Source organism: Bdellovibrionales bacterium (assembly GCA_016716765.1).
Lineage (GTDB): Bacteria > Bdellovibrionota > Bdellovibrionia > Bdellovibrionales > UBA1609 > JADJVA01.
This window is the reverse complement of the sequence record JADJVA010000024.1, coordinates 1-12,320: the sequence shown is the minus strand read 5'-3', so window position 1 is coordinate 12,320 and position 12,320 is coordinate 1. Positions and strand designations below refer to the sequence as shown.

Genomic DNA, 12,320 nt, shown 5'->3' with positions numbered 1-12,320 from the left:
ATTGGCGGAAAGACAGGGATTCGAACCCTGGAACAGGGTTAACCGTTACCTTTCCAAGCGTGCGCGCTTAACCACTCGGCCATCTTTCCGCTTTCTATTGTTAGAAACTATCTTATTTGACCTAGCATTGATGGTTCCTGATGTCTAGTAGGTTGCTTCGTTCTTGACATGGGCCCCGAAAATGTGTTTTGCAGGAGTCCGGTTACTTCAAATTCGAGAGGCATTGCGATGCACAGGAGGGCTTTTTGGCCATTTGAATCCGGATTTAGTTGTAAAATTTTGTGGTCTTCACTGTTCATCGTTCACATGCTGACAGCCTTGACCTGCCTGACAGCTCTTGGGCAAAGATGAGATCTCAGCCCTGTCTCAAACTGGTGGCAGACTCCCAAGATGCGGCGTCTCGAGCCGATCGCCACGAATCAACCTATGGACCTAGCGGGTCGAAGGCTGAAAATCGATTTTTTTTGACGAATTTGATCTACCGGAGATTCAATTGCTTCCGCGCTCATTATTTAGAGCAATTGGAATCGACGCTGCCACGAAAACTCCAGAAAATGCGTCTGGCGAGGTGCACAGATCCCAACCTGGCGAAGAAGCAAGATTTGATATTTCCCCCAGCTCTCCCCCTGAGCAAAAGCTCGCGTTCCTAGAGGCCCTGGGTCGTCATTTTATTTTCGAATTCGGTTCACTTGGTCTCTACTGGCTGAAAAAATATTGAATACTCGATGGGTTGACTTCCTTAAGAAACGACGGTTTTTAATAAGCTCAAAAAACTACCGATCGGCGCATTGACCTCAAGGAGATTGAAGACTTTTGTCGATCTTTATACTGTACAAAATCCCAGGACAGATAGTCTTCCCAAAAGGATCGTGCCCTTGTCGGCATGATTGACCCGTTTAGAAATGGAATCTATATAAACTTGGTATACTGATATTGTTTTGAAAAAGATTTTTACGTCGAGGTCCTCAAGTCCGGCCTGACTTCTGCCTTGAGGCCACTAACTTTAGTCAAAACTTCCTTCTTTGGTGGTAGCCATGAATCGAAGATGTACAAAAAATCGCCAAGCTATCTTTAGGCCTCATCCGATCAATTGGTATACTCATCCCCACTGCTCAATTATTTGGCTACATTCATCTTCCTGGAAATCAATCTTTCTGAGTGGTCTAACTTGACCAAACTCATTCAAGACGAAGTTGAGAGGAATCCTAAAATACAGGATCAGATTATCTCAGGAGAAATTTCGGCTTTTTGAACTCGTAGAACAGTGGGTGAATAAATATGGCGGAAGCTATTATGGAGCAAAAGCCAAGTTCGATCTCTTTTATCGCACTCTCAGATCTCTCTATCTCCGACTCATTCTCCCCTCCGCCATTTGTCTTTTTGTTTTTTTCACAATTCGGATTTTTGACCTTCAGGCTTGATCACTTCATGGGACGAATCATTGACTTTTCGAGATGCTCTCATTCCGTGGATATTTCATGAGGCTGGGGGCACTTCTGGTCTGGACAACCTCGTGCGACCCGATGATTGGAAAACTGGTTCAAATTTTGGTGTCGAGACCCTTCAAGACGAAATGAAAAAATATAATTAGTTGTAATAATTATCTCTTATACTTAGAATTTTTTATTTTTTACTCCAATCATCACGGGAGTTGGAAAGGATCAGATTAATCATCAGTATGTACTTTCGCAATAGGGTTTTACTAAACAGGAGGGGTAGCTATGATCAAGGTGCTTTGCTTCGTTGCAACAATAGTTTTTCCTCAGTAGTTCACTGGTGCTTGGGGGGACATGACGAAGTCGGTCAAGACTTAAATTGCCTCAGGACATTCACATTTTGGACGGCTTTAGCCATCGATCTCTATGTAGATATTGAAGTTCCCTTCCATGAAATGGGGGATGCCTCCAAGCGTCTGGCTACAGCTCGAGCAATTATTTTCAAAAAGGATTTGGCAGACTTGTGGAAGACGGGAAAATGCCGAAAAAACCTACAGGATCTCATGGATTCCGCAATTGGCTTGGGAGATGTTCACTGTGATAAAATCTACCCGAAAACTGAAGGCTGCTACGGGGGATAAAGTCCGTGCATGCGATCGAAGAGAGCCTCCCTGATTCGGCAGATCATCTCAAAAATTTTTCAAAGGTCGATTGGTGGAGACCGTCTGGCCTCATCGTTGAAACCGGTGCTACTGGGAAATTCCGCATATCGCGGTTGAACGGGCTATCAGGAACTTTTACCGAAGTGGGGTTCCTTACAGTCCATCAGTAAGAAAAATCCCCCTTCAAGAAGTGGAAAAAATGTGACGAAATGATGGAAATACTTAAAAACATGGAGAAAGTGGCATTGTTGAAAGATCGCACCACGCTATTCTGACCAAGATCTACGGCACGCCATGCTGAGAACCTTGCAAGCTCTCGTTAACAAAATTCAGGAGAAAAGAGGAAATGATTTTTATAACAATTTTACTTGCGCGAAGATTCCCTCGTTAAGGAAGCTAGCAAATTTATGGTTTGGATGGATGCACCTGTTGGGCTGAGAAAAGGACTTCCAGAAGATCGTACCCTGGGACTCGGTGGCAAATTTTCTGTTGGCTTTATTTATGGTGAACTCAAGCGTCCAGAAGATTTCACCGGCGCCACAGCATCTATTTCAAAAACATTTTTACTCCCGGAGTCAGTTCGAACAAGTGTCAAAAATTGGATTCTTTCTACATTTCCCCAATTGTCTACTCTCGCGAATCTAAACTGGGGATGGCAAGCAAAAACTGGAGTCCTGTATTGGGGAGATCAAGTCTACCCCTATTTCCTCACAGGCCCTGAAGTTGGTAATAACATCAGAGCCAGGACAGCGTTTAGCCTAGGGTCCGCGTGGACAGTGACGATGTCGTCAAATTCGGTCGGTCTCTCTATGGCGAAGTCAGCGATGGAATTTCTGCTCTTTATAATTGGGGTGAAACGGCCGTAGTCCTGTAAAAAGCCATTAGAGATGGAGGCAAGATAGGGACAGGGTCCGTCTTGCTCCTCCTCATGATATAAAATTCGAAAATTTCGCTTGATCGCTAGCTTGGGAAAAGGGGGTTTAAAAGCACCGACGATCTTTCTCAAAATACCAGTATTTCCCTCAAAGTGGGCGATAACCCATATCATCGGAATCCCGAGACCAAGAAAAATGAGCACTGTGAGAAGGATTTCCTCAAGTAATCCACAATAACAAGAGCTATCAACAGCCCAAGGACCGTGCCTCCCGCAATTTGTAAGATCAAAAGCATAAAACTCTCCCGCGCCCTATTGGTTCAATTCTTATGCCAATCAAAAAACCAGAACATTTTCTCTCTCATTATTCTGAATTAAAATTTAGGGCGGTCTAATGGCCTTTTTAGGTTTCATGCCGCTCCTCTTGAAAAAAACGAGACGCAAAAAGTCACCTCTTCACCAGAAAAGGCTCCTTATTGAAACCAAATTCAAGTCTCATTTTTGAAATTTGCCCCCCCTGTTTTCGAGGAAAGGGCTCCTCTATTCAGACCTCAGTGCTTCGATGATTTGAAGTTTCTCCGCCTTAACAGCCGGAAAAATGCCACTGACGAGACCAACGACAAAAATAGAGAGAATTGATAAAAAGAGGGCCATGCCATCCAAAGTCCATTCGAAACTCAATTTATCAACAAACTTCGTGGCCACCCAAATCGCTATCTGATAGGACAAAAAAGCCGAGAATCAATCCTATAAAGCCTGCGATAAAACACACGATCATCGACTCCATAAGAAATTGAGTTCGAATTTCTCGGCTCGTTGCCCCGAGTGCTTTTCTCAGTCCAATCTCTCTAAATCTCTCTGAAATTGACACAAGCATCATATTTGTAATGCCAACTCCTCCCACCAAAAGAGTAACAAATGCGACAGATGAAAGAAGGATCGTAAAAAGAGTTAAAAACTGTCTCATTTGGTTCACAAGAACACTATCAGAATCAACTGAAAACGTGCCAGAGGAACCATACTTCTGCTCAAAAAAGGCCTTGATTCCCGCTCCAACCCTTTCTGCGTCAGCTCCTTCATCAATTTGTACCAAGATTTGCTTGAGCTGAGAAGACCACCAATTTCCCGACTGAGCCTGAAAAAAGGAATAGGGGACCACAACCTGCAAGTTCGGCCGGAGGCCTTCCTTGCCACTTGTTGAGGGGCTCAGCACACCAATCACACGACAGCTATAAGAACTCTTTCCCTCACTGATCCTTAGAACTTGTCCAAGAGGCTGACTATCAAAAAACAGCCGCTCCGCAATTTCGTATCCGATAATGCAAACAGAACTTTTCTGCACAATTTCAACCTGCGAAAAATTTCGACCAAAAAGCAAACGTCGCTGGGCAATACTTAGTCCATCCTCGCCAAACCCTATCATCCTTACATCTTGGTCGATCGCTCGTCCCCCATAATTCAGTGTAATCCTGCTTCTATCTAGAATCGGTGACATCCTATCAATCTCGGGGAAGATTCTCTTTAAAGAATTAACTTCACCCTCCCAATCAAAAAAACGAAAGGGTGTTGGAACGAGATCAGTGGCTTTGATATCCCAGTTAGGAATACCATTGAATACAATTGTATTAACCCCCATGTCGGCATATCCAGCAAGTATCTTTCCTTTTGTGAACTGTCCAAGCGTAATCATCGCCAAAACCGCCGCGATCCCTACTGAAATACCAATCATCGTGAGGGCCGTTCTTGTCTTATGTCTCTTCAAATTCCAAATAGCTGAAGGTAGAATGTCCCTAAACACCTTCAAGGCTTTTTTGGGATCAAGTTTGAGAAAACCAAGTGAGCACAGGAATCGGGAACACGCGCTGAGATTTTTTTCTGATTTCTCTGATATCAAAGAAGGGATTGTAAGAATGTTTGTCTGATTAAATTTCGACTGATCAACAATAGACTGATCGAGGATTCGCCCATCCTTAATTTTAATGATTCTATCGCACTGATTCGCCACCTCGTTGTCATGGGTGATAATGATAATGGTCTTACTGTGATTTTTGTTCAAGTCTCTCAAGAGCTGAAGTATCTGCTTGGCCGATTCTGAATCAAGGTTTCCCGTTGGCTCATCTGCAAGAATAACCCTGGCGTCGCTCATAAGTGCGCGACAAATGGCTACCCTTTGTTGCTGTCCACCGGACAGTTGATTGGGGTGGGATTGCAGTCTATCTCCCAAACCAACCAGTTCCGCGTACTTCTTTGCCCGATCGATCTGATTAATCCCATTCGGAATTTCTTCGTCAAAGTAGCGAGTTGGAAGCAGTATATTATCAAGCACACTTGTTTTAGGCAGTAGGTAAAACTGTTGGAAAACAAAACCAATGTTCCGATTTCGATTTTAGCGAGCTCCACTTCTGTGCAGCTAGATACATCTTTTCCCAGAATGCGAATCAGCCCACTGTCTGGGCGCGATAAAAGTCCCAAGGCGTAAAGTAGAGTGGATTTACCTGATCCAGACGGTCCTTGAATCGCAACTAATTCGCCCACTCTTATAGTAAAACTGAGATCCTTCAATATAGAACTGATAGATGTCTGAGCGAGCCCGTATGAAAAATAAAGATGCTCAACTTCGATTGCATTCATTTAGTTTATTCCGCTGAGTTGAGCTCTGAAAAATTAACCTGCCTAATTTTCTGACCTTCACTCAGGCCAGATAAAATTTCAAATCCCTCTTCATTTTGAATTCCAACCTCAATGGTCTGCCGTTCACCTGATTGCAACACAACAAAATAGTGATCATTATCTCTCCGAATAAATTCATGCCGAAGACTTAATACGTTTTCCTTTCTAGCTGTAATCACATCTATAATAACCGACATCCCCGGTTTTATCATTTCGTCTCCATCGGTTATTTCTATTTTAATCGGAAAATCGACAACCTGACTGTTTGCCTCAGATTCCTTATCCCTAGCAGCCAACGAAAGCTCACGAATGAGGCCCTTATATTTTCGATCAATTATCGCAGAAGCCCGAATGACAGCCTCTTGACCAAATCGCAGTTTTACCCGATCCAGCTCTGGAGCATTGGCAGCAACGAAGAGTCTGCTTGTATCATCGATCCTCAAAATAAACTCCTTGTAATCACCCGCTCTCACATACTCGCCCTCTGACCTCTCAACCTGAACTACAACTCCGTTCAAAGGAGATCTTAGAGGAAAAGGACTATCTCCTGACTGAAGCGACTGGACCACGCTGACGATAGGATCGCCCGCCTTCACCGGATCGCCCACAGAAACAAAAAGCTTGCTCACATAGCCATTATAGGGAGCCGTCACGATTGTTTTCTTAAAAGGAACGACAACTCCAGCAAAGGTGACTCTTTGGACGAAATCCTGCCTCGTTACAACTCCAATGGTTCTCCGACTCTTGCTATCGTAACATCCACTCAATCGATATATGCCAAACAAAACTAAAATGGTGGCCAAAGATCCACCTGCTCTCATCAACCATTTTCGATCATTTGACGAGAAGGTCATAGAGACTTCCTTTATGGTAGAGAATATTGAATTGGACGTTATGCAATTCGGCAGAAACTGAATAAAATTTATTCTGAGCATCTGAGAGTGCATTAAGACCCGCAATCATATCAAGGTATTGAACTTTCCCATTCCGATATTCCCTTCCTATATATTCTATGTTGGTTAACTCAATAGCCACCCACTCTTTTGCCAAGTGATAGCTTTTACGGACATTTTCAAGTTTCGAGTTCAATTGATTGAGCGTGGCTTGCAGGCCTAGAAGGGAAGTATCTATCTCATTGCTTTGATCATGTCCTTCTGGACGGAGATTTCATAATCACGGGCACGCGTGCCCCAATCCATAAAATTATATTTAACAACGAGCAAGGCTTCCACCCAATCTTTGCATTATCGGAAAAACTTTGCTGAGTGCCTAGGTAGTCGCTGCTCGAATAGGCCAGTCCAGCTGTTAACAACCATTCCGGGAGATTTTTTTTCCGAACCAAATCGACTCCAAGACGATTCATTTTCTTTTCAAGGATTGCCGCTCGATATTGAAGATGATCTTCAATCCTTGCTGGCAATTCGGTGGGAGAATCAAAAATGGAATCGAGATTTACAGGCGCAAATTCCTTTGGTCCAGGGCTTTCTGATTTTGCTCCAATAGCCTTGAGCAGCTCTTGGCGAGATATGTCAGCATTATTTTTTGCGTCCGTCACATCAATTTCTCGGCGAATTGGATACGACTTGAATCGGAGGAAATCTCGCTTGGTTTTTAATCCCTGGTGGTAGCCATTCGAGACCATTTCGAATTCTGTTTTGACTAGCTTCAGCTGACGTTCCTGAATATCGAGTAGTTTCAATTTTAAAGAATAATCAACAAAGCGAGTCGCGACGTCCAATGCCAATTTAGCTTTCTTGTCCTCAAACTCCAACTCAGACCTATTTTGTCAAGTATTGCAATCTGATGATTCGTGCGAGAGGCCCCATTGTCGTAAAGCGATTCAGTAAGACCCAAACTGAATTCACTTGGGTGCCCAGAGGCATCTTTCGGAGAGCTTCCGCTCACTCCGTTTTTCGCAACCAGATCAAGAGACGGAAGTATTTTAAAAGCCGCCGATTTTTCATTCATTTCGGAAATCTGCAGTTTTCGCTTCAAATCATCGAAGGCTGGGGAATTATCTCGAGCAAACAAAATTGAGTCCTTAAGAGTAAATACCGATTTCTCCAGCCTTTTCGCCTCGTCAGCCCTAGCGAAAAATGCGATGAAGAACAATCCTATCACCACAAAGAGTTCCCTCTTCCTTAGCCGTTTCCCTTGATCTCGAACTAAAATTTCATAAAACAAGATAAACCTCGATACGATTTCTTCCAAAGCGCGAACACGCCTCAACGAGCCTCGTGGCCTTCTATACATTGTGTGCGAGAAATCAGCAACTGACGATTCGTGCCAGGCCAGCCGATTCTCGCTATTGCAAATGGGCTGGAGTTTGTTGAAAAATATATCTGTCAACAGACTCGACAGTGAAGACAAGGACAGAGAAAATTGATATTTTCGGCCTATCAACCGACCCACTGTGGGTCATTTTGGGTGCTGAGAGGGGGGAGCTTCAATGGAGTTGCAGGTCGTAGGATATCAAGGACCTGAGTTGACTCACAATTCTCATTTCAAGTTTGGCTACAATAACAAACTCGAGGCCTTTAGGACAAATCCCGAACAGAACTGGTGGGTAAAATATGGTCGGTGTCGCCGTCGTCCTCTTGATTTTCGAGATGAGTGCATGGAAACTGCGAGAACGATTCGCGCAAAGGTAACTGGAGATATCTGGATTTTATTTTCGGGCGGGGTGGACAGCGAAACAGTGCTCCGGTCATTTCTGGAGGCGGGAATTTCTGTCAAAATAGCAGTTGCCCGGTATAAAGATCAGATCAATCTCCACGACATTTCCTGGGCTGTTTTGACTTGCAATGAGCTAGGTGTGCCTTTTCAATTTTTTGACTTAGATCTTCTGAAATTTTGGAGTGGCGAGGCCTTATCCTATGCCGAGATCTCCCAGTGTTTTTCGCCTCAGTTGCTCGTGACAATGTGGCTGTCCGATCAAATTATTGGATACCCTGTTTTGGGGTCGGGAGAGTGTCTCTTTAAAAAAGAACAGACAATCCATGTTGATTCAACAGGCAAAAGTCAAAACCAAAACCAAAACCACAAGAATTGGTTTTTGATTGAAAAGGAAAGAATCGCTTCTTGGTATCGATTTTTCTTGCTCGAAAAAGAGAGGCCTGTCCGGGATTTTTTCAGTACACACCCGAAATTATGCTGAGGTACCTGAGAGATCCCCTCGTTCAAAATTTGGTAAACAATCACTTCGGCGACACTCAGTCATCAGAGGAAGTGAAACTCAGAATTTATCAACAACATTTTGATTTGAAAACGAGACCAAAATCCACTGGATTTGAGAATGTTCAGGAAGAAGATGCTAGACTTCGCTCATTTTTGAAACTCCGATATTCTCACAGTGATCAAATATTTAGGACAAATTGTATTGATCTCGAAAGAAACCTTGCGCCCTAAAGATCCAAACCATCGCGGGCCTCTTTCAGAGTCTTTTTTAGCTGACTGGTTTTTTCGATCAAGCTGCTCTGACGAATTGAATTCAGATAGGTGAACGAGCGGTCGAAGTTGCCCTGAGCAAATAGAGCATAGGCCACGGCATATCGAGCCTCGTCATCACCAGATCCTGCCTCGCGGCCCATAAGAGAATCCATCGAAGCAACCAGAGAGTAGTTTTTTTGATCTAAGTAAATTGCCATGCGTGAGCGAAGGCGTTCTTTTGAGTCTTGAATAAACTGAGAATGAAATGTGGCTCGCTCAAATTTACCCATTTCCCGATAAAGTTCTGCAACATGAAATTGGTACCGTGGACTCAATGCGGCCGATCGGATCAGGCTATCAAGAGTGGTGCGAAGCTGTCCGTTTTGAAAGGCAAGCTGCGCTGACAGGACTTGGATCTCAATATCCCTCGGGGCCATCGCACGCGCATATTCGACAAAGGCGAGATTTTCTTTGGTTGCCTTCTTCTCAGAGAAAAGTTGGGCCAAAGAGAGCAGCTCACTGCTCCGAACAGAGCCAAGTTCAGATGTCGCGAGGCTCAAAGCGAGCTGATTTAAACCTAGATCTAAAAGAAGAGCCACATGCTCTCTCTTTAGAGAAAATGATTTAAATACCACCTCTCCTTGCACCAATGAGTCCAAGGCCTCTTGCCAAAATTAGTTTGAAACTCACACTTTGATTTGGCAATGATGTCCTCTTCGGATTTCTTCCACAAACGACCACTTTGCCGATATTGTTCTCGACAATCTTCATATTTCTGAAGTTCATACGAGGATCTCGCCAAGAACAAACTTCTCTCCTCTGAGGGATCAGATTTCTGATAGCTATACAAGCCTTGAGAAAATTTTTCTCGCCATTTCAAGATGGCCGCGAAGAATCCAATAGCGGCTTGATTGCGGTTTCCTCCAACTCCTGTTGAGCTAAATCCAACTTATCGTCTCGAATGAGAACTTCAACGAGATCTAGTTCGCTCAACTCGTCATAAAGAGGCTCCACTACCGCCGCAACGGAAGGGCTGCATCCAAGAAATATTGCTATTAGAAATTCAATCATGTTTTCCTCAAATCAATTCAATTCAATTCGAACTTCACCTTTTGTGTGGCCCATTCAGCCACCACTTGTCCATTCTTTATCGCTGGATCGAATTTCCAAGCTCGCACGGCCAGTATTGCGGCCTGATCAAAGATTCCCCCGGGCACACTTTCTGCGATCTTCACATCTTCCACGATACCACTCCTATCCACGTAGATCTTTAAGACAACAAATCCAGATAGGCCTTTTCCGAGCCAGAGGTGGATATTCGGGAGGATTGCAGAGAGCACCCGTGGCGAGCGGTCATCGCTCCGCGTTCATTGACAATATCAGCTACGCCAGTGCGAAAAACCTCCTGATCCGCCAATGGCCAATCCCGTTCCCGAGCCGCCGAAACCAACTCCTCCCAATTCCTTGAGCGAAACACGAGATGACTCTGGTGCCAAAGCTGTAGCGATTTTTCCAAATTGGCTTGCACTTCACGCGGAGGAAGCTTCCTTTTAGCTTCAGCGATCTTAATTGGAACTGGCTTTGGCCCCGCAGATGCAGGCGATCGCAGTTGTCTCGGATCGAGTGCAAAAAAAATTGGATATAAGCCCTAGCGACATTACAAAAAACCCCACAACTATAAGAAAGTAAACTAACTTTCCCATTGGCTATATTTTTACCAATACAAAGAAGAGACCAGCCACCACTCCTAACATCATTAACAAAAATAAAGCTGGACCTGAGTCAGTCAGACGTTCAACCCATGTCCCCGGAAGTTTAAACTGAGCCGCCTCATAAATTATCAAAAAGATAGAAACTGTCGGTGGATCTATTGAGTGCCTTCAAAGTACCGTTACCGCTGGGGCCCAGCATTGTCATTCCATGTTGTCCGCTCAAGAAGGCAGTAACCTGCCCGAGTCTTGTCACCTCTCCTCTCCGAAGAGTATCTTGCTCGTCCAGATAATAGCCCGAGAATCTCTCTGAACTCGCCAAAGCTTCCAACAACTTCTTTGATCGAGAAAAGATCGGACTTAAATTTGCAACGCCAGGCCCGTCGGAGCGATAACTTCTGCCTTCTCCTGCCTTTCCTGAAAGCGAAGAGACCTTTCAGCTTCAGTTAATACTTTTATTGATTTTCGGTAGATCGCTTCAAACGAGGTCTCCCCTCTGGAGGGTCGTCTTTTTTATCCAATCGCCAAAGCCTCAAACTCATCATCATTTTTTACGGTCATTTGGCCAATTCCTTTTGGGCCATATCCAACTGATTCTTCACCAAGCTAATTCGCTCGTCAAATTTCTTCTCCATCATTTTTTTCTGACGCAACAGAGCCTCTCTCTGAGAGATCAAATATGAGTATTCAATCTGAAACGATTTTTCCAAATCCAGATTTTCGGCCTGAGCCAATGGAGCAAACAGAAAATACATCAAAATACGCCAAGCTCTCATTCTCATAAAGCACCTGACCGTTCAGAAAGTGGCAAGAAATAGACTCCGCTCTTCCTTTTCTGTTTCAAATCTTCCATAAGACGGACGACCTCCTGCTCTTGTTTCCCTTGACAGAGTCCTGGTGAACCAAACCACTTCCCTCTATAACCTCCTTTCATCTCGCCATCGACTTGCCTAATAAACATTGCAAAAGGCCCAAGCGCACGGCTTCCACTTTCTCTCGCGCCCTCGAGGAAAGTCAAAATCCAATAGAAATTCATTTTGCGTTCCCCAACTTAATCTCACTTTCATAAAACCTAAGGCTGGCTCCAAGATCTCGGATGACTCCATCCCACGCTCTAGACGGCTCCATCAAGACTCTCGAGTCGAGCTTTTCTCTGCCCTTCGAAAAAGGAAGAGAAGTGTCTACCAATTTGCTTCACGAATTCCATCCAACAATTGCGACTTCCCTGAGGCTCTATTTTTTCGTGACCTTTGCGTGAGAGCTGGAATGTCGGAGTTCTTTCTGCAATCTGAACATGTCTCAACTTCTCTTTCTGCAAATTCGACTCGATTTCCAGACGTTTCTGCATCCACATATCAAGTTCTGTGTTTTTCCTTTTGAGAAGTTCCATTTCCTTTCCGAGAATTTCCTATTTCACTCCGCAGCGACACCAAATCACTCAAGATTTTTGGAGTTTCGGCGAAAGCCAGGTTATTGTCCTTGAAAAGGGCGATCAGAATTTTTCTCATCTCCTCACACTCATTCTGTTAAGGGTTTGTCG

18 protein-coding genes and 1 tRNA gene are annotated in these 12,320 nt (G+C 44.2%); 4 read left to right on the top strand and 15 right to left on the bottom strand.

Features of this window, described 5'->3' with window-relative positions:
- Positions 1-2 precede the first annotated feature (2 nt).
- Positions 3-89: transfer RNA gene (locus IPL83_16335), tRNA-Ser, on the bottom strand.
- Positions 90-493: 404 nt separating this feature from the next.
- Here IPL83_16335 and IPL83_16330 point away from each other — a divergent pair.
- The 3 genes from IPL83_16330 to IPL83_16320 all read left to right on the top strand — a co-directional run bounded on the left by IPL83_16330 (position 494) and on the right by IPL83_16320 (position 2,964).
- The gene (locus IPL83_16330) at positions 494-718 is read left to right on the top strand and encodes a hypothetical protein (GenBank protein ID MBK9040695.1); all 225 of its coding nucleotides are present in this window, start codon (positions 494-496) and stop codon (positions 716-718) included.
- A 960-nt stretch (positions 719-1,678) separates the two neighbouring features.
- Positions 1,679-2,077: a hypothetical protein gene (locus IPL83_16325; protein MBK9040694.1), complete on the top strand. Its 399-nt coding sequence runs from the start codon at positions 1,679-1,681 to the stop codon at positions 2,075-2,077.
- 428 nt (positions 2,078-2,505) lie between these two features.
- Entirely contained in the window at positions 2,506-2,964 is a 459-nt protein-coding gene (locus IPL83_16320) for a hypothetical protein (protein MBK9040693.1), read from the top strand.
- A 548-nt stretch (positions 2,965-3,512) separates the two neighbouring features.
- Here IPL83_16320 and IPL83_16315 read toward each other — a convergent pair.
- From IPL83_16315 to IPL83_16285, 7 genes are read right to left on the bottom strand one after another with little or no spacing between them, the layout of a single operon-like run.
- Entirely contained in the window at positions 3,513-3,677 is a 165-nt protein-coding gene (locus IPL83_16315; protein ID MBK9040692.1) for a hypothetical protein, read from the bottom strand.
- Positions 3,658-5,196, bottom strand: coding sequence for an ABC transporter permease (locus IPL83_16310; protein ID MBK9040691.1), 1,539 nt, complete (start codon positions 5,194-5,196; stop codon positions 3,658-3,660). Before IPL83_16310 ends, IPL83_16315 begins: the two co-directional genes overlap by 20 nt.
- A complete protein-coding gene (locus IPL83_16305) occupies positions 5,136-5,603 on the bottom strand; it encodes an ATP-binding cassette domain-containing protein (GenBank protein MBK9040690.1) in 468 nt (155 codons plus the stop codon). The genes IPL83_16310 and IPL83_16305 overlap by 61 nt, the downstream gene beginning before the upstream one ends.
- 5 nt (positions 5,604-5,608) lie before the next feature.
- The gene (locus tag IPL83_16300; GenBank protein MBK9040689.1) at positions 5,609-6,496 is read right to left on the bottom strand and encodes an efflux RND transporter periplasmic adaptor subunit; all 888 of its coding nucleotides are present in this window, start codon (positions 6,494-6,496) and stop codon (positions 5,609-5,611) included.
- Positions 6,477-6,731 carry a hypothetical protein gene (locus IPL83_16295; GenBank protein ID MBK9040688.1) on the bottom strand — a complete coding sequence of 85 codons (255 nt, stop codon included), beginning with the start codon at positions 6,729-6,731 and terminating at the stop codon, positions 6,477-6,479. Before IPL83_16295 ends, IPL83_16300 begins: the two co-directional genes overlap by 20 nt.
- Positions 6,732-6,786: 55 nt before the next feature.
- On the bottom strand, positions 6,787-7,386 hold the full coding sequence (locus IPL83_16290; protein ID MBK9040687.1) for a TolC family protein: 600 nt from the start codon (positions 7,384-7,386) through the stop codon (positions 6,787-6,789).
- Positions 7,344-7,871, bottom strand: coding sequence for a hypothetical protein (locus IPL83_16285; protein MBK9040686.1), 528 nt, complete (start codon positions 7,869-7,871; stop codon positions 7,344-7,346). The genes IPL83_16290 and IPL83_16285 overlap by 43 nt, the downstream gene beginning before the upstream one ends.
- 220 nt (positions 7,872-8,091) lie before the next feature.
- Here IPL83_16285 and IPL83_16280 point away from each other — a divergent pair, with 220 nt between their 5' ends.
- Positions 8,092-8,799, top strand: coding sequence for a 7-cyano-7-deazaguanine synthase (locus IPL83_16280; protein ID MBK9040685.1), 708 nt, complete (start codon positions 8,092-8,094; stop codon positions 8,797-8,799).
- A 247-nt stretch (positions 8,800-9,046) separates the two neighbouring features.
- Here IPL83_16280 and IPL83_16275 read toward each other — a convergent pair whose 3' ends face one another.
- The 7 genes from IPL83_16275 to IPL83_16245 form a co-directional block, all read right to left on the bottom strand.
- Positions 9,047-9,706: a hypothetical protein gene (locus tag IPL83_16275; protein ID MBK9040684.1), complete on the bottom strand. Its 660-nt coding sequence runs from the start codon at positions 9,704-9,706 to the stop codon at positions 9,047-9,049.
- A 241-nt stretch (positions 9,707-9,947) separates the two neighbouring features.
- Complete coding sequence (locus IPL83_16270) at positions 9,948-10,142, bottom strand: hypothetical protein (protein MBK9040683.1); 195 nt, start codon at positions 10,140-10,142, stop codon at positions 9,948-9,950.
- Between the two features lie 17 nt (positions 10,143-10,159).
- Positions 10,160-10,411, bottom strand: a complete 252-nt coding sequence (locus tag IPL83_16265; GenBank protein ID MBK9040682.1) for an energy transducer TonB — start codon at positions 10,409-10,411, stop codon at positions 10,160-10,162.
- Positions 10,342-10,548 carry a hypothetical protein gene (locus IPL83_16260; protein MBK9040681.1) on the bottom strand — a complete coding sequence of 69 codons (207 nt, stop codon included), beginning with the start codon at positions 10,546-10,548 and terminating at the stop codon, positions 10,342-10,344. Before IPL83_16260 ends, IPL83_16265 begins: the two co-directional genes overlap by 70 nt.
- Positions 10,549-11,337: 789 nt before the next feature.
- Entirely contained in the window at positions 11,338-11,556 is a 219-nt protein-coding gene (locus tag IPL83_16255) for a hypothetical protein (protein MBK9040680.1), read from the bottom strand.
- Positions 11,557-11,558: 2 nt separating this feature from the next.
- Positions 11,559-11,816, bottom strand: a complete 258-nt coding sequence (locus tag IPL83_16250; GenBank protein MBK9040679.1) for a hypothetical protein — start codon at positions 11,814-11,816, stop codon at positions 11,559-11,561.
- Between the two features lie 78 nt (positions 11,817-11,894).
- Positions 11,895-12,170, bottom strand: a complete 276-nt coding sequence (locus tag IPL83_16245) for a hypothetical protein (protein ID MBK9040678.1) — start codon at positions 12,168-12,170, stop codon at positions 11,895-11,897.
- Positions 12,171-12,320: the final 150 nt, after the last annotated feature.

Coding starts and splice junctions, on each gene's coding strand:
- IPL83_16320 (MBK9040693.1), top strand. CDS start 2,506: ATGGTTTGGATGGATGCACCTGTTGGGCTGAGAAAAGGACTTCCAGAA.
- IPL83_16255 (MBK9040680.1), bottom strand. CDS start 11,556: ATGAGAGCTTGGCGTATTTTGATGTATTTTCTGTTTGCTCCATTGGCT.
- IPL83_16270 (MBK9040683.1), bottom strand. CDS start 10,142: ATGATTGAATTTCTAATAGCAATATTTCTTGGATGCAGCCCTTCCGTT.
- IPL83_16250 (MBK9040679.1), bottom strand. CDS start 11,816: ATGAATTTCTATTGGATTTTGACTTTCCTCGAGGGCGCGAGAGAAAGT.
- IPL83_16280 (MBK9040685.1), top strand. CDS start 8,092: ATGGAGTTGCAGGTCGTAGGATATCAAGGACCTGAGTTGACTCACAAT.
- IPL83_16325 (MBK9040694.1), top strand. CDS start 1,679: ATGTACTTTCGCAATAGGGTTTTACTAAACAGGAGGGGTAGCTATGAT.
- IPL83_16305 (MBK9040690.1), bottom strand. CDS start 5,603: ATGAATGCAATCGAAGTTGAGCATCTTTATTTTTCATACGGGCTCGCT.
- IPL83_16245 (MBK9040678.1), bottom strand. CDS start 12,170: ATGGAACTTCTCAAAAGGAAAAACACAGAACTTGATATGTGGATGCAG.
- IPL83_16300 (MBK9040689.1), bottom strand. CDS start 6,496: ATGACCTTCTCGTCAAATGATCGAAAATGGTTGATGAGAGCAGGTGGA.